Genomic DNA, 22,481 nt, shown 5'->3' with positions numbered 1-22,481 from the left:
TTATAATAAATAGTAAATAATAATCACAAAAAGACATCGTGATGATTCCCTGTTATTTTATCTTTTTAAATAAGCTTAATAGCTGATAGAGATAATAAATGATATTTAAAATGAAATTATTATATAAATGCAAATTGATAAATATTTTTAATGGTCTTCATAATTAAGCTTGTCAATTCTATCCCTGTATTGTTTTTGAGACAAAAAACAAAAAGCGCCAGATATTTAATATCTGGCGCTTTTAATAGCTTAATTTATTACAACAACCTTTTTATGGCTCTTTATATTGGTATAGGTTCTTGCATTGCATCAGCCGTGTCAGTTTCAGCTGCGAGCCTCTTTATCATCTCTTTCGTGATAAGAACAACACCAGTGTCAGTGACTGTGAAGCGCAGCCTATCATGTTCCAAATTATCACCGATTACAGTTCTATTAGGGATATGGCAGTCCTCACCGACTATAACTTTGGTTAACTTACAATTTAGACCAACCGACGAGTTAGGTAACAGAATGCAATCAACCACTTCCGAAAAATCTTCTATTCGAACGTCATATGACACTAATGAATGCACCACATGAGCCCCAGAAATGATAGAGCCCGCAGAAACAACAGAATCTACCGCATAGCCTTTGCGGTTTGGGTCGTTAAATAGGAATTTAGCCCCTGGTCGCTGGACTTGATTCGTCATGATGGGCCAGCTCTTGTCATAAATATCGAATTCTGGCAAAGGAGCTAACAGATCCATCGACGCGGCATAATACTCATCGATGTTACCAACATCCCTCCAATAATTAGTAAAGCCAGGATGCCCTTGTTCTGAAAACACGTATCCTTTTATTGCTTTCCTTCCGATTAAAGATGGAATGATGTTATAACCAAAATCATGTTTGTAATCTGGTGTGCTTAACGCTAGGCGTAGTTCTTCATCCAGTACATTGACGTTGAAGATATAAATACCCATGGAGACGAGTGCTTGAGTCTCATCATAAGATAATGGTGTTGGGTGTTCAGGCTTTTCGACAAAATTTATAATGTCACCTTTTTCATTCACCTCCATCACGCCAAAAGAGCTTGCTTGTTCAATTGGCTTTTCGATACAAGCTACGGTGACATCAGCGCGGCTCTCAACATGGAAGTTAATCATGCGAGAATAATCCATTTTATAAATATGATCCCCACCTAATATGAGTATTCGCTCTGTCTCATCACTACGCTTAATCAAGTCTAAGTTTTGATATATTGCATCTGCGGTTCCACGGTACCAGTTCTCGCCAACTCTTTGCTGTGCTGGAATAATATTAACCCCCTCTCCTAGTGCAGAATAAGAAGATTGCCAACCAGCTTGAATATGGCTAATTAAGTCTTGGGCCATATATTGCGTCAACACTCCGATCTTTCTTATTCCTGAGTTAATACAGTTAGAAAGAGCAAAGTCTATGATCTTAAATTTACCACCAAAAGAAACTGCCGGCTTTGCCACCATAGAGGTTAGTTCTTGTAGTCTAGTTCCCTTTCCACCAGCCAAGATCATTGCAGTTGTATTACGTAAACGCACATTACTAGAAACATGAGAATATTGATTTATTTTAGACATGATATAAGTCCTTATATAGCAAGCAAGAAAGACCTGTTTATAAATAATGGTCGTGTGCTCCCTTCGTTGTGGGAGTCGAATCAATTAGGAAACATTATTAACGTCATAACGGTCTGCTCTATATAAAAGCAGAAGTTTTTAAGACTCGCTATACGGATTAATCATTATTGATGAACAATTTAATTAAACTTATCGTGGTATCACAATTATGCAAGTATTAGGTGATTTCTAAAAAAAAGTATGTACTGAGCACTTAGTCTCTAGATCAATATTTCCTCATTTTATTATCAAATTTCGGTGATTTTTTTGGATTTGTATGTACTGAGCAAAACAATGCAATTTCGATATGCCATTAGAATTAATAAAATCAAACTAATTTTCTAATGGTCACCTTAAGAGGCAAGAAAGGTAAATGACAGACAACAGTGCAATCAAACCCGCTTTCTTCTAGGATTAGGCGCATGTAATCCAGGTATGATTAGGTATAAGATATCAGGACAAAAGCGGTTGCGACTTATCGTTAAGCACAACAAAAGATAATAAATCATGGAAGACAGACACAATGCCGATTCAATTTCATCAGCTTACAGCAAAGGAAAACACTTCTACTCTCTCTATCGACGATTGGCAGATTGAAGCCGGGCAATCTTGGGGGATTTTTAGCTCTGAGGGCGATATTGGCTCGATGCTTGGGGACTTACTGTGTGGAGAAATCAAGCCTGAATCCGGTCAACTAAACATCGAGGGTTGCCATATTGCTCAGGTCTCTCTTTCCGAGCAACAGCGATTGTTGGAACTGGAGATAGAAAAGGACGATACCGACTTTCTTGACCGTATTGACCAAGGCAGTTCCGTTTACCAATTAATTTTTGAAGTCTGCCAAGATGAAGTCTTCACACAGACTCTGATTGAAGATCTCGACCTTTCACACTTAACTGAAAGCGGCTTTCGAGTGCTTTCAACGGGCGAAACACGACGCGTTATGCTTGCCCGAGCGCTTGCGGCTAAACCTGACCTCGTCCTACTAGATAACCCGTTCACTGGTTTAGATATCGCTCACCGCGCGTCATTGGCAACTTACCTTCAAACACTCTCTCAATCAGTACAAATGCTGATTACCTTCTCTCGTGAATCTGACATGCCTGACTGGTTAGAGCGCATTGCGCTGTTTAATGGTGGCAAACTCGATAGTACTATGGACAAACAGAGTTGGGATAAGCACCCTATCATCGCACAGATCAAATCCCAGTCTGAAAAACAAAGCGAAGAGATGATGACGTTGATTCGTCAGCATCAACATTCAACGCACTTCGATAATCCTATCTTTGAGCTAAAGAATGGTAAGGTAGAATACACCGAGAAGACTATTTTCACCGACCTAAACTGGCGTATCGATAAAGGTCAACACTGGCAAGTGAAAGGACCAAATGGTTGCGGGAAAAGCACGTTGTTAGGACTGATATTTGGCGATCATCCACAGTGTTACAGCAACGACATCCATATCTTTGGTAAAAAACGCGGCACTGGCGAGACCATTTGGGAAATCAAACAACATATTGGTATGGTTTCTTCGGCATTACACCTCCAATATCGCGTCAATTGCAGCGCCTTAGAGGTGATCTTATCTGGATTTTATGACTCAATTGGTCTGTATTCCCAACCAAGTAAAAGGGAAATCAACGTCGCCAAAGAATGGCTGACGATTCTCCACATGGAGCAGTACGAGAAAACCTCTTTTAAGCAACTAGAATACGGGCAACAACGTTTACTACTGATTGCACGAGCGATTGTAAAACAACCGACGCTGTTGATTTTGGATGAGCCATACCAAGGCTTGGACTACTTGGGACGAGTGCTGGTGAAAAACACGCTAGAGCTGATTGCCAAAGAGAACCTAAGCCAACTTCTTTATGTTTCCCACTATCAAGAAGATGGCTTGGATAGCATTCAGAACTATCTTGAGTTTAAGTTCGATGATCAAACTCAGTGCTATAAGGGTTACATCGATTAAAACCCTATTTACTGCCGACCACTTCCGCGTATGGGAGTGGTTTGGCGTATAAATACCCTTGATGCAGTTTCACGCCAAGCATTTTTAAATGTGCCGCCTGCTCTCGGGTTTCTACACCTTCGGCAATCAAATCGACTCGCAAATCCCCTGCTAGACGCACAATCGCATTTAATACCGTAGAATTCACGCTCTCAATGCCAATTGTGTCTATGAAGCATTTATCTATTTTCAGGTAATCGACCTTCATGTGTTGAAGCACCGCCAGTGCAGTCTGCCCTGTACCAAAGTCATCAATGAGCACCTGAATACCATGTAACCTTAACGCTGTAATATGATTGCGTGCGTTGCCATCAATCAATTGCCTTTCGGTAATTTCAATGCTCAGGTCAACGTTGTACGCTTTCAACTTGCGATGAATCGTTTCAATTTTTCTTATTATATGAGAACCCGTGAAATAGCCCGGTGGGACATTCACACCAAGATGAATCGGATGATCAAACTTTTCCTTTGAGAAATCCTCACAAGCTCTATCCAATACAAAGTCGGTAAGCAATTCAACTAAGCCGCTCTCTTCTGCCGCAGGTACAAATTCATCAGGAGAGATAAAACCACGCAGTTTATGCGGCCAGCGGATCAAGGCTTCATAACCAAACGTCTCTCCCGTACTGGTATCCACTTGAGGTTGGTAATACAACACGAGCTCACGCTTCTTGAGTGCTTTTTTAAGTTCGGAGACAAGACTTCGCTGAGGATCGATAAAGCGATTAATTATGAAGATCAAAAGGTAAAACGCGAGCAAAATAGGAATGGCAGAAACGATATAAGAAAAGCGTTTTTGCTCAACGTAAAAGTCACTGGCTTCCACTAATGCCTTATAATCAAACAGCTTTGAGGAGCCAAGCGACACGGCATTTTCGCCCTTCATAGAAGCATCTTTAGGTGCAGAATCCTTACCAACAAACATGGCCGAACGCTTTAAACGTACATCACTACGATAGCCAATAGTCGCGCCAAAGTAGTCTCTATCAACGATAGTAACGGCTTGGTATTCCGGAGCATCCTCTTTTGGTGTGATCAGAAATAAGACTTGGTCAGGGTAGCCTGTGATATGGCCTAAAGTGAGCTCTCCTTTACGATATAACTGGACATAGTTGTCCATCGGACGCTCCATTGCTCCCAACTTCGAGGAACAAATAATCTGACCATCTTTTACAATCAGAGTCTCGTCGATGTGCCTTTCAAACATCAAATTTTGTTGTATCGCTTCACAACGTTCGGGATTAATCAGAGCGGTCCGATTCTCTGTCTCTATTTGAAACAGAATTTCATCCGCAACTTGGAGGTTCTTATCAAGAATATGGTCTAGATTTCGCTGGACGCTTTGATGCGCTAAATAGAACACCTCCGCGACGATAAGAGGTAACGGGAGCAAGTATATGATGGCTTTTTTAAAAAGCTCTTTATTTATCATCTAGAAGTGATCTCTTATCTTTAAGAACAAGGAAGAAGAAAGCCATTAACACTTACTCATCAACCACTTAAAACACTCCAGAGTAAGCAGAGGCACTAATCAGCGCTACAGATTGAGTATGGTTAACAAGCTACAAAGGTGCAAACATAACAATGAGTTATTGATACATGGCTCATTTCAGAGACAGAGTGTATCAACATTCTTGCTTTCACAGAGATGAGTGAAGAGAAATTCACACAAAATTTGCCTATCTCCTTTCTTCCCAAGTCGTTCATAGAGGCATGGATACCTTGTCAGTCAGATTCCCGTTGGCACCCAACTCAAGCAAAGAAAACATTAATAGGCTATTTTCTCACTGTATGAGAATATCTATTTCTAATTATTTTCCTTTTCTCAGCTATTAAGAATTATAGTTGTTGCCTACCCATTATCACGTTACAACACGCTCATGACGACAAACAAAGCCAACGCTAATCAGGTAAACGAAAAGGCGCTGCAATTGCTAATGCAAGTCGCAGTTAGTCAGTTCCCAGTCTCTGCGAAAACGCTCAGTGAACAACTGAATGTACCTTTGAGCAGTCTTTATCGACACTTGAAGCTACTCAAAGAGTGGAACCTGATTGAAGAAAGCGTACACGACAAAACATTTGTAGTTGGCCCTGCCGCCCTGCTGTTAATGCACAGCTATGAAACCGCTCAGCACGGTTTGGATATGGTGGAAACCATCCTTGCTCGCTTGGTTCAACAAACGGGTGAAATGGCGGCTTATATGGTGCCATCTGGTTATCGTGCGCTTTGTGTCAGACAAAAAGAGAGTATGCAGGCGCTTCGATGCAGCTACGTCCAGGGTCAAAGTCAACCATTGCTTCGTGGCGCCTCATCTAAGGTGATGCTGGCTTTCATGCCTCAAAGCCGTTGCGAGAAAATCTTGCGTCATTTTGGGCAAGATCATCGTCTCAGCGAGTGGGAACAAGAGCTCAGCACCATCCGTAAGAACGGATACGCTGTTAGTACATCAGAAATTGATCCTGGTGTATCTGGTATCAGCGCACCAGTCATGAAAGGAAGTAAGTTGATTGGTGCAGTCTCTGTGATGGCTCCGGCCCACCGAGTCGAAAAGGATAAGCAGCGTATCATTTTGCATGTGTTGCAGGCAGCGAGGGCGTTGCCGCCAGAAAGGTAATTCACCATGTTGAGCTTTTTCAAACGTTACAAACTTCATCGAGCTAATAAACCTATCCACCACTACCCTTTTTCTTTTATGACGGTATGTGAGCATTTAGCCCCGATGAGCCATGGAACGTTTGAATTAGCTGACCAAAGTTTAGAAAATGCCAGTGATTGGCTTTACCAACAACATAATCAGGTCTCTGCCGCTAACCTTGGCCATTTTTCTCATCATCAAATCGATAGTGGTGACTTTCAAGAAGCCCTGAGCTTATCTTTGTCACGCCATTCTATTCCGGTCGTTCTATCAAATTGCACAGAAGCTATTCTGTCGATGTTACCGGTCGTTGTTTGTGATAACGATGAAATAGGTATCATCAATATTGGCCATAAAATAAACCTCAACGCGACACTGGAGCCGCGAATTGGCTCAGCCTTTCACTTTGCCTTGTCTCGTTACCAAAACGTCCGTCTATTTTTCGCTGGTGTGAGCGAACAAGAAACCAAGCAAGAAGCATGGGAATATGCCGAAGACCAAGGTTGTGATTGGGTAACAGACCGAGAGTTTACTTTCCGCTACCGCAATCATCTTAAGCAGCATGTGGGCAACTATCTTGATCATTGCGATCAAATCGTCATGTCGATTGATTTAGCGTCACTATTAACGAAAAACAATTTAGACGGCACGCCTGCGTTGGATATTCAGATGGTACTTCGTACCATTCGTCTGTGTTTGGTATCAGGAAAGATAAAAGCGATTCAGTTAGTCGGTGATCGAGATCGCCTGATTTACTCGAAGCAAACCAAAGCAATTCTTGAAGAGTTGTACCAAATGGCGCCATTGATTGACCACGCCGCTTAGTTCGTTTTTAAAGAGATAGAGCCATAGTCCGATTTGGCTTTATCTCTAACCTTTAGCTATCACCTCTAAATCACCCTTTCTTATTATTTTCTAACAATTTATTCCCTCAAAAGTGCGACACACTTCAGCCTCAAAGCTTGAACTAAGATCACATTCAAGCTTTAATACCTGACATATGAACTTGGTATGACATACGAATAAAAAAACACCGAAGTTCAATAAGTAAGCGACACATAAAATCAAAATAAGAACGCTTATGCCTTTTCTGTGAGTACTTTACTCACTCTCGCTTGGTGCCATTAAGTTCCACTAGATTTAGGATACTTGATGATGCGCTTTATTAGCCTTTTAGGTACAGCACTTCTCTTCCCAGTTTATGGTCAGGCAAAAGTTTACGACCTGGCTGACATCACAAGCTTAAATGAGATTTGCTATCAGAGCTCATTTACTAAAACAGGCCGAACACTTTACTGCCCCACCAGTATATTGTTACCTCATGGTTCAAGCATCGTGTCGTCATTACCCGGCGCTTCTCATTCGATATTGAAGTCCTTCAGCAGCATTACTCTATTAGGTAACAACACAATTGGCAGCCCAGAAAAAAATATCAATCTACGATCTTTATCTGTAGGTGTTAATTCTCAGAATAACCTTGGGGATAACGCCGAGTATTCACTAATCTACGGAAGTGTAGACTCGCAATATTCGGTTGTTCTGGAAAACACTCTCATTGACGGAATGGTCGATTCTGTTGGGGGCATGGTAACTACTGTTGGTGACTATAACGTAATAAACGGTAAAGTATCAGGTAGCAGTACTGTCACACTAAACAACACAAACGTCTGTGGTGATGTCGAATCCATAGGGCATGAAATCTCAATCAATGCGAGTTCAAACTTTATCGTTGGCAACATTAACTCACACAGTACTATTGAACTATCTGGAGCTGATGTTTACGGAACAATTAATTCTCAAGGTGAAAGTGGATTATTTGATTTAGGTTCAAGCTCAATCTTTGCGAAAAAAGAAGCCATCAGTTCATTTCATGCAACCAGTATTCAAAATGGTACTATCTGCGGCACCATAAACGCCCACGAAGAAAACATTCGAAACGTTGACCGTTATTGCGGCATCTCAGAACCTAATTGTTCATACGTTACACCTTCGAGAGCATGCCCTGTGCCCGATATTATTCCTAATTGTACAATTGAAAGGCCGACTGAAGATGACTTCGATCTCGTTGTCACACCAACAGAAGACATGGCGCTAATGTGCGGTGATGAACTACCTCAGTTTACTGTAACCACAACCAACAATGGTGAAGTCACCAGTGCTCAGGTGTTAGCTTCCCTCTCTCACCCAGACTTATTCACACTTGAGATGGTTGAAGGCAAACAGAAGATTGATGATTCCAATTTCATCTCAAAAGATGACGGTACGTTAGTCGTCAAAGTCATACCTAACGATATCGACGCTATCGCTCTCGATTCAAATTATACCCTCAGTTTTACAATGGTTGATGACATGAACAAGACGCAGACGGTGCAGTTTATGTTTACGCCATACATGTTCGAAGCTTATGCAGAAGATCTGAGCTCACTTGATGAAATCCATGTTGTTGCTGGTAAATCAAAAACCGTGCACACACGTTTATTGGCTTGTACTGCAGCGGGTGAACAGATTATTGCGACAAATTACGACGGAACGCCCCAAGTCACTCATCCTCTCATCAAACCTGTAGGCGGCAGTGAAGGAAGCTTCAGTTACTCTGCGGAGTTCAAAGACGGCCTCTCTAGTCATGGTTTAATTACCAATGAAACAGGTCTGTTCTCCGTCAGGCTCTTTGATACTTTCAAATGTACAGGGTTTCAGGAGTGTCCAGATGAAGGTTCGGTAGAGGTTGTAGGTACATTTAATGTGAAATCACGACCTTGGACGCTAGCCATCTGTGATGGTTCAACAGCACTGGCCTCCGGCACTTCCGACAGTGGACCGGGCTTTATTGCTGCTGGCGAACATTTCTCTCTCACAGTGAAACCGATCGTCTGGCAGAATGGCGGCTCATTGAGCGGAGAAGTTAATACAACAAGCTACTGCAGTGCTGACGTCACCCATAACTTCATGTTGGAAGATGCGCCAGCAGCCAGTATCGTTTTAAGCAGTAAGCAAAAAACTCCCACTGAAACCGCAAGTCAGACGAGGAAGTTATTGGAGAGTAGTTCATCACTCACTCGTAACCATACCGAAAACGAGAACTCCCAATACACCTTCTCCGGCTTGTACTGGGAAGAAGTTGGTAGCTTGAAGATTAAAGCGAAATTAGACAGTCAATATTTAGATATGACCGTCAACACAGGCTATCGAAATGTTGGCCGCTTTTACGCTAAGTACTTCAAGGCGCGTGAAGCCAAATGGACATACCCAACAAAGCAAGACTTCATTTACATGAATCAACCATTTGAGCGCGTAAGTTATGACGTCATCGCTCTTAATGCCAAAAAAGAAGATATTCAGAACTACGTGCATTTCAATGCCAGCCTTCGTGAACATTTTCATTTAGGTGAACTAAGTGACTACGTCAATCGCTTTATTCCACCAGCTGCTCACTCAGTCGAATGGAACTTGGTCGGTGACGCTAGCGTCGGCAGTTTCACTATCGAAAAAGCAACAGGTAATCCGAATTGCGACAATAGCCCTTGCTGGGAAAAAGATAAAACAGACGGAAAATACCCTGATGGTCCATTCAACAAAGATTCGAAATCAACACAGAGTGAAATCGGCCTAATTCACACAAATGTCGTCGACGAAATACACTTCTTTGATGATCTCCATATCTTAGAGCAGCAACCAGATGTCCGTTTTGGCAGACTCAACTTTAAAGACGTTGGTGGCAACCAAGGCATGACAATCAAGGTTCCACTGGACGTCGAAGTATGGCAAGACGGTCGCTTCGTGACCCACTTTGAGGACAGCGCAACTACGGCCAATGGGCAGCATCATACGCGCACGCCAATTTGGTCTAACTCTGCTCCAGACAACACTAAGCTATCCGGTGAAGGCACCATGCTGGCTGGCAGAACCTACGATATCGTAGCCAGCCAAGTAGATTCAGCACGAGAGCAAGTTCGCTTCCATTTAGACTTGAGCAGTGCAGGCAATAACTTACCTTGGCTCAAGTACAATTGGGATAAGAGTGACGCAGACGAAGATAACCCACCGACAGTAGTCACGTTCGGAATTCATCGTGGGAATGACCGCATTATTTATCGTGGAGAACCCAACTTCATTGGGATGAACTAAAAGCTTACCAACACAAACAAAAACGCCCCTCTCGTGAGGGGCGTTTTTATAATTTATTCGTTACTTAGTTGAACGACGCGCTTTCAAGCGTTTAACCATAGCTAGGCGACGCTCCGCTGAACCTTGATCTGTTGCCGATTGGTTCGGGTTGTTACGGCGGCCTTGGCGGTTTTTGAATGCTGGTTTAGAGTTTAGCTTCTCAATGTAAGATTCACGCTGCTTTGGCTCATAGCCCGCTAGCTCAATACGACGGATGTGTTGTTGAATTAGGTTTTCAACCTGCACTACCGTTAGTTCTTCTTCGCGGTTAACAAAAGAAACGGCATGACCTTGTTTACCAGCACGGCCCGTACGACCAATACGGTGAACATAGTCTTCTGCAAGGAATGGCATGTCGTAGTTCACTACGTGCGGTAGGTCTTCTATATCCAAGCCACGCGCCGCGACGTCTGTTGCCACCATCACGCGTACTTTACCTGTTTTGAACTCTTCAAGAGCACGACGGCGAGCACTTTGCGCACGGTCACCGTGACACACGACCGCTTTAATACCATCGAGTTTCAACTCTTTTACTACGTCGTTTGCGGTTTCTTTGTAGTTCACAAACACCAGTACCTGTTTCCAGTTTTTACGACCAATAAGTTCAGATAGCAGCTCTGTTTTACGCTCTTGATCAACTGGGTAAAGTACGTGAGCTACGGTTTGTGCTGTTGTGTTCGCGCGCTCTACTTCGATACGCTTTGGCTTACGTAGAATATCTCTTGCTAGTACATTCAGTTGGGTAGAAGTTGTTGCAGAGAACATCATGATCTGAGGATCGGTATCCACATCTAACATGATTTTACGAACGGCATTAATAAAGCCCATATCCAAGATTCGGTCAGCTTCATCAAATACAAGAAATTCGATGTTTGCTACTGAAACGTTACCTTGTTCAATGTGCTCTTCTAGACGCCCTGGTGTTGCAACCAGAATATCTACACCGTTCTCAAGAGCAGAAATCTGAGAAGACATTTTACGACCACCAAAGATCGCCGCAACAGAGAGGTTCGTGTACTTAGTGTATGCTTTGATGTTATCTGCGATTTGTTCTGCTAATTCACGAGTCGGAGCCATGATAAGTGCACGCGCTGTCTTGCGAGAAGCATTACGACCACTGTCCAACAAACGTTGAATCATCGGCAAAGAGAAGGCCGCGGTTTTACCCGTACCTGTTTGTGCAGTAGCGAAAATATCATGACCTCGACGAGCCATTGGAATCGCCTTCTGTTGGATTGGCGTTAACTTCTCATAACCGCATTCTGCCAGTGCTTTAACCACTTCTGGCGCAAAACCTTGAGATGAAAATGACATTGAGCGTATTCCTTAAACAAACCACTAGATAGCTTTGAAAATTTAGCCGTGCACTATACCCGAATTCGAGTGATTTATCTCACTTTTTCTGCTTCATATCCTTTAGATATTCACTTCTTTTGAACTTCTAAATTAATCAATAGCTCATCTGTTATTCATAAATTAGCATTTTATAAAATCTTTTTTCATAATGCCTACCACTTGATAAATATCAAACTAGTTGTACATTTAAAGACATACACTGCGCACGATTTAATCACTAACTCATATATCTCAAGAGAAAGAAACCATGAAATATTATCTATTAGCTCTCGCTGTTTTTTCATTGAATACTTACAGTGCAACCGTTCCACTAACTTGGTCTGGCGTTGTGCCTTCAATTGGACAAGCCCCGGCTAATGTTGAATTACAAAAAGATAAGGTGAACTTTGTTCTGTATAACGAACACGTTGAATTATCAGCAAAAAATTTCGATAAGGAACAGATTATAGTTATGGAGTTAGGCATTCCGACGTTATCACTAGATCTATAATTTTCTGCCAAGGATTGGCTACTTTCCCTTCTACTACTCGCATCTATCCGACAATTAACGCATAAGTCTTTAACTTTTTCTCGCTCCCTGTCGCCTCAAATACACACGCCCATTACCAACTATACACCTCTAACTGATATCAAATTTATCACTTAAGGATTTTTGTTTTCGGTCGATGTAGAATCGTAAGACAAACAAGGAGAGTTATCATGAACAAAAAACTTTTAGCCGCAGTGCTAATGAGCCTTTCAATGAATGTGGGTGCTGCAGGTATAGCACTAAACTGGTCGGGACAAGTTAAGTCGGTTGCTACATCCCCTACTAACGTTGAAGTTAAATCTGGTTATGTTGATTATGACCTCGACCAAAGTCATGTCCGAGAAAACTTGGAACTAAATAATCCAAAATCAATGGAGAAAGATCAGCTGATCGTCTTCGAATCAATGGTACCGATGTTATCTCTGGCACTTTAAACATCAACACAGAGTCTATGCCGAACACCGAAGGCGTATAAGGCTTTCCCATCCTTCATACGCCTTCTCATTCGGGCTTCAAATAAAAAAGTATTGATTTTTACCCGCCTTCTTCGCCTCGTACATTGCCATGTCTGCTTGATGCATTAACTCTTCTAAGGTGCAATCTTGCCCTTTTGTGTAACAGCCGCCAATCGAGGTTGTCACTTGATGGAAGATGTCAGGCAACACTTCAATTGGATCTTGAATCAATTGAATTAAAGACGCCGCATAGTGCTCTGGATTTTGCATATGCTCTTGAGAGCTCAACAAGATAGCGAACTCATCACCACCCAAGCGTGCTAGTAACGCTTTGCTTCCAAATATACGATTCATGACAGATGCGACATGTTCTAAGGTTTTATCCCCTGCGGCATGCCCATATTCATCATTGATGAACTTGAAACCATCAAGATCAAGATAGACCAAACAAACCTTCTTCCCGGTTTTAACACTCTGCGATATGGTTTCTGTCGCACCAGTTTGAAACGCTGCTCGGTTCAAAAGCCCCGTTAGACTGTCATGATGAGCCAAATGATGAATGCGTTGGTTGTCTACAAATGCGCGAAGCTGAAAACGCGCAATAAAGTAAGCCAGAATAATGCTCATAACCACGCCAACTTGCATTAGCCATTTTCGCTCGTATTGCGAACTGGCGATTTCTTTCCTTTCACTGAAATCGACGTAAGAAACCAACTTCCACGCTGTCGAGCTGTTCTCGCTGACGTGATAATCCTGAAAGCAGTATGGATTTATGCGGTCTACGGCGCCAACAGACTCAATCGTCATAATGCCTTTATCAGTTTCAATCTGCCCTGACAGCGTATTACGAATTTGTTCCGCCAAATCTGGAAATCTATTGTAGATCGTCTCATCACTTCGATGATCGTACATAAACGCAAATTCAGTATCGCGATGTTCTTTGTTAAACAAGAAGTAGCCGTCTTTATTGAGCAGCATGTAGTTGGTGCCCATATCAAGATTAAACAGCGCCATACCTTCCATAAGGTACTTCGCAAGATAGTTAACCATAACGATCCCGCGCTTTTTCCCCTCCTCGTCAAAAACAGGTGTGGCCAGACGAATCATAGGCTTAAGCGGTACTTCAATCTGACCATGCTCGACGTTTAGGTCTAAAGGCGATACGTATATTTTTCGACAACCTAGCTGCAATGCTTTATTGAAGTAATAGCGATGACGTTTATTTTGTAGCTGCTCTTCGGGTACAACCTGAGAATGTCCGTCATTAAAGTTGATACGAACCACTTCATTGCCTTCCAAGTCCAAGTAACGAAGTTGGTCATACACTTCTTTTCTTTGACTAACGGCCTCCAAGATTGTGCTCAATCGCGCCAGTTCGACATCCCTTTTAGCTTCAGGAAGCAGCTCAACCATGTTGTACACTTGTCTTGCTTCCATAATGTCGGAGAGCAAAGCGGTTTCTCTTACAACAGAGCCCATCACCCACTCAATATATTGTTTCTTGCCCTCTAGAAGCGCTTTTTGTTGAACACGAATATTGCTCTTCTCTGCTTCTTCTGACGCGGATTTATCGTAATGGATAATGGCACCAAATACGGTGACAAGCAGAAAGAAAATCGCGACAAAACGCAAACAAAAGAACTTCAATTCAGAGAAAGTAAAGGCAGGATTCAAGTGGTCTCCGGTTTCTTGTTGTATGAGAAAAGCCGGCGATTATAGTGATACAAATCACATATATATAGATTTGACACGATGATAGTTTTCTATCGTCTCAACAATGAAAATTTATAGAAAAAGACCCAAGCATCTGCTCGGGCCTTGTTTGATATTCATTCGTGCTTATTCAGCAATGCCACAAAGTTTGAGTAGGATCGCTTCCAACTGATCCCAAGGCATCAATTGTGAGTCAATCACTTCGATGCGAGATTCAAACCCTTCTAGGCTCATCTGATTTACAGATACGATGCCGTTCGCAACATTGAATGCGTAGCAGCCTTGGTCTGTATTCATTACGGCTTTGATACGTTCTGCCGTAAGGTCAGACAGCATTGAGAACAGTTGATCGAAGTTGAAGGTGTATTCTGCACCGAACAACCAACCACAGCTAAAGTAGCCCTGCCCTTTGTTCTCTTTACGGATAAAGGCTTCACCTGGAGGTAATTGGAATTGTGGCTCTTGATGCGCATGGTCGTGATGATGAGCTTCAATGTGGGAAGATGCACTGCCGTGTACGCGTTCGATGTCCAACACTTCAATTGGTAGGTCACCATCATGAATCAGTTTGCTGAACACTTTAGAAGGCGTTTGATCGGTTACCCAGTCGTTGAATACGTCGATGTCATGGCTGGTACACAGGTCAACCTTACTACCAATAACCACATCGGCGCTGTCTAATTGATCAACGAAGTTCTTGTTTGAAAGATACTTTTCGTCACTTAGGTTACGTGGATCCACCAGCGCGATCGTTGCTTTAAGATCAACATAAGGCAGATATTGCTCAGACGTTAATGTCGCAACCACTTGCTTTGGGTGTCCCAACCCCGTTGGCTCGATAAGAAGACGATCTGGATTTTGACGTAGCAAAGCAGTGATACCGACAGACATAGGAACGCCCGCAGTACAGCACATGCAACCACCCGGAACTTCTTTAATCATCGCTCCTTGGTCAGTCATCATCGCCCCATCGATACCTATCTCACCAAACTCATTCACTAATACAGCCCAGTTTTCGTTTTCTGGTTTGTTTTTCAGTAAGTTCAGAATAGTTGTGGTTTTACCGACGCCTAGAAATCCCGTCAGTATGTTGGTAGGTACTCGATGTGACATGCTTTTCTCCGACAAGCTTGTACTTTAAATGCTTTGCCAAAGTATACGGAGAATGTGACATGCTTCAACGCTTTTTATCGCGAGGGTCTAAGCCTTTATGCAGTGCTTTCGCTTTGGTTTGTTGTGATTGTTGGTAATAACCGAATGCGTCCGCATTTTTAACCCCAGAGAGGTGCATGCTGGTATGAATCACGCAGGTAAAGAATGCGACAATCGCAACGAGGATCGGTAGTAGTCCGAGGGTGTTTTCGAATTTTAGAGCGGCAATAGCCAAAGCGAAAACAACCGCAGAGGAAAGGGCAATGATCTTACTTCTATTGCTTTTCATGATAGTTCGCCTTTTTTATTGAACGAGAGTTCAAAGTGAATACGTGTGACTTTTCACTTTATAACTCGATGCTACTCCTTTCATAACACACAAAATTTGAGCGACTTAACAGATACAAAAACACCGAGCTTGATGGTGCTCGGTGTTCATGTAAGGATTTGAATTTTGCTTGTGTATCAACAAATTTGGCCAGCGGTGACCGCAATGTCAGATTCATTGTCAATCGCTGCTTGAGCCAAGAGCGCTAACCCTTCGACAATGACATCTAACGACATGGTTGGCTGGTTGCCTGAAGCATCTTGTTCTGGCAAAAGGGGAATATGCACAAAACCATGACGTACCGATTTATCACGCAAGTAATGCTGGATACCATAAAACAGGTGATTGCATACAAACGTCCCTGCCGTATTTGATACTTGGCATGGAATGCTCGCGTTCTGTAAAGCGTTTGTCATCGCCTTGATGGGCAGCGTTGTAAAGTAAGCGTCTGGACCATTTTGAACTACTGGTTCATCGATTGGTTGATGACTGCCATTATCAGGAATACGGAAGTCGTCTACATTGATTGCCACACGTTCTGGTGTAATCGCAGCTCGTCCCGCAGCCTGCCCTACTGTGATGACAATGTCTGGTTGGTATTGCTCGATAGCATTAACCACGGTGTCAATGGATTCATAACGGGTTACTGGCACTTGGCAAATCACCACTTCACCACCGTTGAGCTTTTTGCCTTCTAATCGTTTTACCGCTTCTAATGCAGGGTTAACTGACTCGCCACCAAATGGCTCAAAACCGGTGATTAACACTTTCTTCATCAATGTGACTCTTTGTAATTTTTGTTCGATGTATGATTGGAATTCGAATTTACAACAATTTAGCGTGATAACGCCAAGCATTATTGTATGCAAATCCTTCCTTGGTTTCTGCCAGCAACTTAGGTAGAGTACGCGACCATTGAATATCGACAATTCGAAGAGATTGAAGACGATGAACATTGATAATCACGTAATCGAAACATTGGAAGAGCTAGAAGCTTTCCTACACCTAATTGAAAGTGGCGCACTGGGTCTTGAAGGCGTAACAGGTGTCGCATTGGCTACAACCAACACCGACGGCCGCCCTTTTGTCGCTGTATTAGGTGACCAACACCAACTCATCATGGGTCGCTGGGTTTCTCAGCACGTTTACGACAACGGTAAAGACATCGTTCGTAACGGCCCACAACGCAAACATTAATTCGCGTTTCTGACCTGTCCTGATATGGGTTGATATTTTTAGTTAAAAAGCTCGCTTAAATAGCGAGTTTTTTTATGTCATTTGTAAGTGTATTAAGCGCATTCCTACAATGCTCGCCTGCTTTATAAGCTATTGTTCAAAAATAAAAAATAAGCTTGTCAGCATGACATCGAGTCGTGACATTTTGCTGACAAAACCACACTAGAAACTCCTAAAATTTATCTCGGAAGCGATGCTAATTTTCGTTTCCGGACACCATCGCAGAGCAGTTATCCTAGTTGCTCTGTTTGCCCCGTTTAGCCCGCTTGACAGCCTTGGACTAAACGGGGCTTTTTTAGACGCATCCACCTACTTGTTGTTGCAACTTACTGTCGGACGCAAGCGTATTTCCAGTTGGCTGGCTAAATGTCAGTAAATGGCGCAGAATTATCGCCTTTAACAACTAAATTTCTCCGACGCTCTGCAACTGATAATGATAGAATCCCCGCATCAAAATTATCGAGCAACTCTATGTTTATCCATCATGTTAACGGCATCGACTGGCTGGTGATTACAGCCTTTGAAGAACTGAAACCTATATTCATCGAAGACGCTGGTGCGATCCCCTCTTGCTTCTCTATCGACAGTGAATTGAGCCTGATTGATCAAGCCAAACGGACTTATGGATATTTGCCTGCACTCGACGGTGTAATCACGGATACCGGCACGTTTGAAAGCCAAGCTAACGAAGAAGATTTAAACCCACAGCTAGCATGCTTAGTCGAGGGACGCGGGCGAGTGTTTATCTATCACGGCGGATTTGTTGCTTTTGTGGATGATGAGCAGACGTTTATAACCCGAATGAACTGAAAATTATTCCATGAGAAGGGCAATGCTGCGGTTAACTGGCGAGCAGTATTACTTGCAATCGAGGGGTAAAAAAGAGTCAGCCTGATAGTCTGACTCTTTTGTATAAAACTGAGGGTATTGCGAGAAAGGTTGAAGGCAGTTGAATCGGTTGAATCCGCTTATTATTGAGGCTGGAGACCAGTCTTCTTTGCAAACTCCTGCATCGCTTCAGCAAACGTTGTGGTCCCGCCTTTAGCTTGAACCTGTATCACCTTGTACCCCATCTTTTCCAGCGCTTGGCGTTCTGCTAAAACCGCTTTGTCATCTTGCTGACTGCCCTTTGCAGGTTGATGAAGGTAGCACCCTTCTAGTTGACCATCTTCGACCAGTTGGTGGTGTTTTAGTGCATTAATATCAAAATTCATGGTAATTCTTTAAATCAAAAATAGGGAGTTTCTGTGGCAGGTTACATGCGCTTTAAAGGCTTAACAACACTATCTAAGCCTTCAATTTTAAGTGCTAGGCAGAGTTTTAGCAGTTCACCTAGCTCCCCTTCAGGAAAGCCTTTTTTATCAAACCAGAGTAGGTATTCTTCTGGAAGATCAATCAGTACTCGCCCTGCGTATTTGCCAAACGGCATTTGCATTCGAGCGAGTTTGATTAAATTTTCTTTTTCTAACATGGCGTTTTGTCTAACGACCTAGATTTGGGTAACTTGGTTGTCGAAAGTAACAAATAATCGATTAACCCACCAGTCGATTGCGTCTTTCGCTCCACTTAACCCGTCAACAATGTTATCCAAATCTTTATCGCCAACATGTCGGTCTATCACCGCAAAGATTGGTTCCGCCGTTTTGGAGTCGCTTACCAGCAGTTCAATGGTCGCCTCTCCCACATTGGTGTGCTCGCCCGTTGTTAGCTTGGATATTGTAGAAACACCAATACCAAAAGGCAGCACAGAGCTTGTTACCGCTAAGATCGGATTGGGCGTTTCCACATTACTGATCGCGATACTCAAACGAAGTGTTGAGTCACTTGGCTCATCCACAATGCGTTTATTGGTCGAGATCTTCTCTTTGAGCCTCATCACCATGTAGTCAGACAGTTCATTAATGCTCTCATCATCCAACTCAGCATCTTTCACCACCACAAAAACACGATCCATCAGTACGCTATCGTATTTATCTAGAACGGCTTTTAATGTTTGCGTATCTTTAATGTCATCTCTTGCCCACACTAAATCGACTCTGCCTTCAGGACCCGGTCGAAAGTCCTCATACGAAGTAAATTTCGTCTCATCGACTTGTGGACCTCTGGCGCAACCAGCCAAAAGGACGATAAAAACAGACAAGGTGATGCACTTAAAATACGGTTTAAACATGACGCCTCCTAAAATTGAATATACAGTTTACTATTCCATATAAATTTGACCAGTATTTATTCACTCAATGGATATTTTGTTGAATCAAGTATTGAGCTTCCCGCTGCACAATTTCATGTTAAAGTACGCCGCTTACTGGAAAGCATAACGAGAAAAATAATGAAGTCACCTTGCCGCGCGGCCTGTAAAAACAATGGCGGGATCTGTTCTGGCTGTCACCGAACCATGGAAGAAATCGTGCAGTGGAAAGATAAGTCCGATACTCAACGAGACGCGATCATCGAGCAATTGGTTGGAAATGACTCAACCCACTCTTGCCCTGAGTGTGGCACGAACGCGCACTGCGATATTGCTGCGGGGAAAGAGACGTGCTGGTGCTTTGATATTGAGACCAGAGATTTACCAAAACCAGATGCGGGGCAGCTTTGTTTGTGTCGTAAATGTTTGGAGAAAAAGCCAGTCGCCTAGCCTATCGGATATAGGACGTATCGGACTGGCTATCATTGAAATGAAGGTGAGGTCTGCGAACTATTTCTGCGCTAACGCTTGGGATTCAAACTTCACACCATCCCAACCTGTCACCATAAAGTTACGAATGTTTTGATGGTCGTTGTTCTCTGGATGTGCCAATACGTCTTCACGGTAGAAGCGACCAAAACACGCCAACGTTGCTTCTTTGCTTAAGTTGTTCAGTTGACCAAATGCGAAGATCTTGCACGAGCCGTTGTTCTCACCTGCATTATTCTGCGTTTCACCATTCACAAAAGCCGCTGGCGTAAAAGCGTAGTTTGCCTCAATGGCTGCCATTGTCGTTTCAAATTCTACTGTCTCAGGTGATGCCGCTAGCGCATCCAAAAATACTTTAAGTTCCATTATTTCTATTTCCTAGTGTCTTTTCATCTTAGGTGTTCGACATACGTTCAGATTAAAACTGACACATTTGTTTCATCAAAAGCCAATATAAGAGTCATAAATCATAAATATATTCAGAGCCTTATTTAATAACACATCAATCAATGCACTATTCCTCACTGTTGCAGTGAATGAATAGATATCTAATTTAGGTGCATTGAGCGACATTGTATCTGCTTAATAAGGAAATATCATGACCACCCCATTTAAGGCAATAGGCGTATTGGCATTATCTTCACTTGCCATCGCATGTTCATCTCAACCTGACGATTCTCTCTCTGCGTTTGCAGCCCAATGTAAAGCACCAGTAGCACCTGTTGCTGGAGAGACATCCATCCAAGGGTTGACCTTTATGGGAACGTCTATCGCTGACGCACCATTCGATACATCGGCAGCAGAAATCGTTCAATATGATGCGTGTACTGACAAGCTATACGTGGTCAACGCTCAAGCAAAGCGTGTCGATGTGCTTTCTATGGACGACAACGGCGCACCAACGCAAACTGCATTCATCGACCTCAACAGCGCGGGCGAAGCGGCAGGCGTTGAAATTGGTGCGGCAAACAGCGTTGCTGTCTTTAATGGTTTAGTCGCTGTAGCGATTGAAAACAGCAATAAGCAGGCGAATGGCATTGTTGGCTTGTACCGCTCGGATGATTTGTCACTTATCACCACCTTCCCTACTGGCGCATTGCCAGACATGGTTGGCTTCTCAAAAGATGGCAGATACATTGCGACAGCCAACGAAGGTGAGCCAAATGGTGACTACAGTATCGATCCAGAGGGCAGCATCACATTGATCGACTTGAGCCAAGGTATAAACCAAGCAGAAGTCACGCAAATTGGTTTCAATGAGTTTGATGGTGCACGTAAGTCTGAGTTACCTGCAGATGTTCGAATCTCTGGTCCAAATGCAACGGTGGCGCAAGATCTAGAACCGGAATACCTCACCTTTGCTGACAATGGAAAAATCTACGTTGCACTGCAAGAAAACAACGCGATGGCAATCGTAAACCCAGAAAACAAATCGGTAGAGAAGATTGTAGGTCTGGGCGAGAAATCTTGGTCTGATTCAAAACTGGATGCTTCGAACAAAGACAAAATCATTGGCAACTTTAAGAGCTACCCTCAACTGGTTGGTCTGTACATGCCAGATACCCTCGACAGCTACTCGGTAAACGGTAAAACGTACATACTCTCTGCCAACGAAGGTGACGGTCGTGAATATGGCTTCAAAACAACACAAGCTCTATGTGACCAAGCGGGCTTTAAGTGGGATGAAGACGATTACCTAGGTACAGATGAATATACTTCTGAACAAGGCACCTGTTTAAGCCATGTTGATGAGGTGCGCGGTAAGAAGCTAAAAGTCGCAGCAGATCACCCGCTGGCAGAGGCGCTAAAAGATAACATGCAACTCGCGCGTCTAAAAGTGATTAAGCCTGAGCACACGCTTTCTGCACAAGACAATGTTCAAGCCTTTGGTGCCCGTTCGTTCTCTATTTGGGATGAAAACGGTGAGTTGGTTTTCGATAGTGGTGACGATTTCGCGACCATCGCATTAATGAATGAAGGTAAGAACTTCAACAGCACCAACGATAGCAATGACAGTGGCGATGACCGCAGCGACGACAAAGGCATTGAGCCAGAAGCGATTGAAGTAGCACAAATCAATGGTCGTCACTACGCGTTTATCGGCTTGGAACGTCAAGGCGGCATCATGATTTATGACATCACAGACCCGAAGCAAGCGCAGTTCTTGCATTACGTAAACCGTCGTGATTACAGCCAACCAGTTTGTACAGAAGTGGAAGATGGCGAATGCGCGAACGACACTTACAATCCAAAAGCAGGTGATTTGGCGCCGGAGTCAATCAACTACTTTGCTCGTAACGGACAACACTTTATCGCGGTTGGTAATGAAGTGTCAGGTACGACATCTGTGTTTCGAATCGAGCTTTAATACCCACTCTTCAAGAGAACAAAATTAAAAGTAAAGCGCCCGAACTTCAGTCCGGGCGTTTTTGTTTATAGTGAATGAGCATTGTTTGAGAGTGAGATTCCCGACTCGCTCCTTCGTCGCTCTCGAGAATGACGGAAACTAGCTTAGCAGTTCAGAACGATACTAGCCTACAAAGTGGAAAAGCTCTCTTCCAGCTCCAAGTAGTACCATCACAACCAACGT

At 43.1% G+C, this 22,481-nt stretch carries 21 protein-coding genes; 10 read left to right on the top strand and 11 right to left on the bottom strand.

Translation table 11 applies throughout. From position 1 onward, the window contains the following. Positions 1 to 281: 281 nt before the first annotated feature. Positions 282 to 1,595: a glucose-1-phosphate adenylyltransferase gene (gene glgC / locus KIT90_RS19180; protein WP_285378078.1), complete on the bottom strand. Its 1,314-nt coding sequence runs from the start codon at positions 1,593 to 1,595 to the stop codon at positions 282 to 284. A 562-nt stretch (positions 1,596 to 2,157) separates the two neighbouring features. On the opposite strand from glgC, the gene modF reads away from it, so the two are divergent. Next, positions 2,158 to 3,606 carry a molybdate ABC transporter ATP-binding protein ModF gene (modF, locus tag KIT90_RS19175; RefSeq protein ID WP_285378076.1) on the top strand — a complete coding sequence of 483 codons (1,449 nt, stop codon included), beginning with the start codon at positions 2,158 to 2,160 and terminating at the stop codon, positions 3,604 to 3,606. A gap of 4 nt (positions 3,607 to 3,610) precedes the next feature. Here the strand turns inward: modF and KIT90_RS19170 are convergent, their stop codons facing one another. Next, the gene (locus tag KIT90_RS19170; protein WP_285378074.1) at positions 3,611 to 5,077 is read right to left on the bottom strand and encodes an EAL domain-containing protein; all 1,467 of its coding nucleotides are present in this window, start codon (positions 5,075 to 5,077) and stop codon (positions 3,611 to 3,613) included. Between the two features lie 448 nt (positions 5,078 to 5,525). Between KIT90_RS19170 and KIT90_RS19165 the strand changes: the two genes are divergently transcribed. From KIT90_RS19165 to KIT90_RS19155, 3 genes are all read left to right on the top strand, one after another. Next, complete coding sequence (locus KIT90_RS19165) at positions 5,526 to 6,260, top strand: IclR family transcriptional regulator (RefSeq protein ID WP_005442559.1); 735 nt, start codon at positions 5,526 to 5,528, stop codon at positions 6,258 to 6,260. A 6-nt stretch (positions 6,261 to 6,266) separates the two neighbouring features. Next, positions 6,267 to 7,106: an arginase gene (locus tag KIT90_RS19160; RefSeq protein ID WP_285378073.1), complete on the top strand. Its 840-nt coding sequence runs from the start codon at positions 6,267 to 6,269 to the stop codon at positions 7,104 to 7,106. Positions 7,107 to 7,433: 327 nt separating this feature from the next. Next, entirely contained in the window at positions 7,434 to 10,406 is a 2,973-nt protein-coding gene (locus KIT90_RS19155; protein ID WP_285378071.1) for a DUF6701 domain-containing protein, read from the top strand. Between the two features lie 60 nt (positions 10,407 to 10,466). On the opposite strand, the gene KIT90_RS19150 is transcribed toward KIT90_RS19155, so the two are convergent. After that, positions 10,467 to 11,759 carry a DEAD/DEAH box helicase gene (locus tag KIT90_RS19150; RefSeq protein WP_009704686.1) on the bottom strand — a complete coding sequence of 431 codons (1,293 nt, stop codon included), beginning with the start codon at positions 11,757 to 11,759 and terminating at the stop codon, positions 10,467 to 10,469. Positions 11,760 to 12,048: 289 nt separating this feature from the next. Between KIT90_RS19150 and KIT90_RS19145 the strand changes: the two genes are divergently transcribed. Together KIT90_RS19145 and KIT90_RS19140 are read left to right on the top strand one after the other, a co-directional pair. Continuing rightward, positions 12,049 to 12,291: a hypothetical protein gene (locus KIT90_RS19145; RefSeq protein ID WP_285378069.1), complete on the top strand. Its 243-nt coding sequence runs from the start codon at positions 12,049 to 12,051 to the stop codon at positions 12,289 to 12,291. Between the two features lie 209 nt (positions 12,292 to 12,500). Beyond that, positions 12,501 to 12,764: a hypothetical protein gene (locus tag KIT90_RS19140; RefSeq protein WP_285378067.1), complete on the top strand. Its 264-nt coding sequence runs from the start codon at positions 12,501 to 12,503 to the stop codon at positions 12,762 to 12,764. Positions 12,765 to 12,842: 78 nt separating this feature from the next. On the opposite strand, the gene KIT90_RS19135 is transcribed toward KIT90_RS19140, so the two are convergent. The 4 genes from KIT90_RS19135 to pcp all read right to left on the bottom strand — a co-directional run bounded on the left by KIT90_RS19135 (position 12,843) and on the right by pcp (position 16,754). Then, positions 12,843 to 14,459, bottom strand: a complete 1,617-nt coding sequence (locus KIT90_RS19135) for a sensor domain-containing diguanylate cyclase (RefSeq protein WP_285378065.1) — start codon at positions 14,457 to 14,459, stop codon at positions 12,843 to 12,845. A 165-nt stretch (positions 14,460 to 14,624) separates the two neighbouring features. Further along, complete coding sequence (locus tag KIT90_RS19130; protein ID WP_009704689.1) at positions 14,625 to 15,611, bottom strand: GTP-binding protein; 987 nt, start codon at positions 15,609 to 15,611, stop codon at positions 14,625 to 14,627. Between the two features lie 64 nt (positions 15,612 to 15,675). Further along, a complete protein-coding gene (locus KIT90_RS19125) occupies positions 15,676 to 15,939 on the bottom strand; it encodes a hypothetical protein (RefSeq protein ID WP_009704690.1) in 264 nt (87 codons plus the stop codon). A 176-nt stretch (positions 15,940 to 16,115) separates the two neighbouring features. Further along, a complete protein-coding gene (gene pcp / locus KIT90_RS19120; RefSeq protein WP_045418227.1) occupies positions 16,116 to 16,754 on the bottom strand; it encodes a pyroglutamyl-peptidase I in 639 nt (212 codons plus the stop codon). A 172-nt stretch (positions 16,755 to 16,926) separates the two neighbouring features. Here pcp and KIT90_RS19115 point away from each other — a divergent pair, with 172 nt between their 5' ends. Continuing rightward, positions 16,927 to 17,175: a hypothetical protein gene (locus KIT90_RS19115; protein ID WP_005442576.1), complete on the top strand. Its 249-nt coding sequence runs from the start codon at positions 16,927 to 16,929 to the stop codon at positions 17,173 to 17,175. A 510-nt stretch (positions 17,176 to 17,685) separates the two neighbouring features. Next, the gene (locus tag KIT90_RS19110) at positions 17,686 to 18,024 is read left to right on the top strand and encodes a hypothetical protein (RefSeq protein WP_005442578.1); all 339 of its coding nucleotides are present in this window, start codon (positions 17,686 to 17,688) and stop codon (positions 18,022 to 18,024) included. A 161-nt stretch (positions 18,025 to 18,185) separates the two neighbouring features. Here the strand turns inward: KIT90_RS19110 and KIT90_RS19105 are convergent, their stop codons facing one another. From KIT90_RS19105 to KIT90_RS19095, 3 genes are read right to left on the bottom strand one after another with little or no spacing between them, the layout of a single operon-like run. Then, positions 18,186 to 18,428, bottom strand: a complete 243-nt coding sequence (locus KIT90_RS19105) for a hypothetical protein (protein WP_285378061.1) — start codon at positions 18,426 to 18,428, stop codon at positions 18,186 to 18,188. Positions 18,429 to 18,469: 41 nt separating this feature from the next. Further along, complete coding sequence (locus KIT90_RS19100) at positions 18,470 to 18,685, bottom strand: DUF3820 family protein (RefSeq protein WP_005433583.1); 216 nt, start codon at positions 18,683 to 18,685, stop codon at positions 18,470 to 18,472. 18 nt (positions 18,686 to 18,703) lie between these two features. Further along, positions 18,704 to 19,384, bottom strand: a complete 681-nt coding sequence (locus KIT90_RS19095) for a DUF3313 domain-containing protein (protein WP_285378059.1) — start codon at positions 19,382 to 19,384, stop codon at positions 18,704 to 18,706. A 159-nt stretch (positions 19,385 to 19,543) separates the two neighbouring features. Between KIT90_RS19095 and KIT90_RS19090 the strand changes: the two genes are divergently transcribed. Continuing rightward, positions 19,544 to 19,852, top strand: coding sequence for a cysteine-rich CWC family protein (locus KIT90_RS19090; RefSeq protein WP_029789925.1), 309 nt, complete (start codon positions 19,544 to 19,546; stop codon positions 19,850 to 19,852). A gap of 60 nt (positions 19,853 to 19,912) precedes the next feature. Here the strand turns inward: KIT90_RS19090 and KIT90_RS19085 are convergent, their stop codons facing one another. Further along, positions 19,913 to 20,257: a HopJ type III effector protein gene (locus KIT90_RS19085; protein ID WP_110414892.1), complete on the bottom strand. Its 345-nt coding sequence runs from the start codon at positions 20,255 to 20,257 to the stop codon at positions 19,913 to 19,915. Positions 20,258 to 20,489: 232 nt separating this feature from the next. Here KIT90_RS19085 and KIT90_RS19080 point away from each other — a divergent pair, with 232 nt between their 5' ends. Next, positions 20,490 to 22,259 (top strand): choice-of-anchor I family protein, encoded by a 1,770-nt coding sequence (locus tag KIT90_RS19080; RefSeq protein ID WP_285378055.1) that lies wholly within the window; start codon positions 20,490 to 20,492, stop codon positions 22,257 to 22,259. Positions 22,260 to 22,481 lie beyond the last annotated feature (222 nt).

This window comes from Vibrio sp. B172a (assembly GCF_030248355.1).
Taxonomy (GTDB): domain Bacteria; phylum Pseudomonadota; class Gammaproteobacteria; order Enterobacterales; family Vibrionaceae; genus Vibrio; species Vibrio owensii.
Note: the sequence above shows the minus strand (reverse complement) of the source record. Positions and strands in the feature narration are given on the sequence as shown.

Bases quoted from the DNA above. Each gene is read 5' to 3' on its own strand.
- KIT90_RS19145 (WP_285378069.1), top strand. From the start codon at position 12,049: ATGAAATATTATCTATTAGCTCTCGCTGTTTTTTCATTGAATACTTAC.
- KIT90_RS19080 (WP_285378055.1), top strand. From the start codon at position 20,490: ATGACCACCCCATTTAAGGCAATAGGCGTATTGGCATTATCTTCACTT.
- KIT90_RS19150 (WP_009704686.1), bottom strand. From the start codon at position 11,759: ATGTCATTTTCATCTCAAGGTTTTGCGCCAGAAGTGGTTAAAGCACTG.
- glgC (WP_285378078.1), bottom strand. From the start codon at position 1,595: ATGTCTAAAATAAATCAATATTCTCATGTTTCTAGTAATGTGCGTTTA.
- KIT90_RS19090 (WP_029789925.1), top strand. From the start codon at position 19,544: ATGAAGTCACCTTGCCGCGCGGCCTGTAAAAACAATGGCGGGATCTGT.
- pcp (WP_045418227.1), bottom strand. From the start codon at position 16,754: ATGAAGAAAGTGTTAATCACCGGTTTTGAGCCATTTGGTGGCGAGTCA.
- KIT90_RS19170 (WP_285378074.1), bottom strand. From the start codon at position 5,077: ATGATAAATAAAGAGCTTTTTAAAAAAGCCATCATATACTTGCTCCCG.
- KIT90_RS19125 (WP_009704690.1), bottom strand. From the start codon at position 15,939: ATGAAAAGCAATAGAAGTAAGATCATTGCCCTTTCCTCTGCGGTTGTT.
- KIT90_RS19130 (WP_009704689.1), bottom strand. From the start codon at position 15,611: ATGTCACATCGAGTACCTACCAACATACTGACGGGATTTCTAGGCGTC.
- KIT90_RS19100 (WP_005433583.1), bottom strand. From the start codon at position 18,685: ATGTTAGAAAAAGAAAATTTAATCAAACTCGCTCGAATGCAAATGCCG.
- KIT90_RS19160 (WP_285378073.1), top strand. From the start codon at position 6,267: ATGTTGAGCTTTTTCAAACGTTACAAACTTCATCGAGCTAATAAACCT.
- KIT90_RS19115 (WP_005442576.1), top strand. From the start codon at position 16,927: ATGAACATTGATAATCACGTAATCGAAACATTGGAAGAGCTAGAAGCT.
- modF (WP_285378076.1), top strand. From the start codon at position 2,158: ATGCCGATTCAATTTCATCAGCTTACAGCAAAGGAAAACACTTCTACT.
- KIT90_RS19105 (WP_285378061.1), bottom strand. From the start codon at position 18,428: ATGAATTTTGATATTAATGCACTAAAACACCACCAACTGGTCGAAGAT.
- KIT90_RS19110 (WP_005442578.1), top strand. From the start codon at position 17,686: ATGTTTATCCATCATGTTAACGGCATCGACTGGCTGGTGATTACAGCC.
- KIT90_RS19095 (WP_285378059.1), bottom strand. From the start codon at position 19,384: ATGTTTAAACCGTATTTTAAGTGCATCACCTTGTCTGTTTTTATCGTC.
- KIT90_RS19155 (WP_285378071.1), top strand. From the start codon at position 7,434: ATGATGCGCTTTATTAGCCTTTTAGGTACAGCACTTCTCTTCCCAGTT.
- KIT90_RS19140 (WP_285378067.1), top strand. From the start codon at position 12,501: ATGAACAAAAAACTTTTAGCCGCAGTGCTAATGAGCCTTTCAATGAAT.
- KIT90_RS19085 (WP_110414892.1), bottom strand. From the start codon at position 20,257: ATGGAACTTAAAGTATTTTTGGATGCGCTAGCGGCATCACCTGAGACA.
- KIT90_RS19165 (WP_005442559.1), top strand. From the start codon at position 5,526: ATGACGACAAACAAAGCCAACGCTAATCAGGTAAACGAAAAGGCGCTG.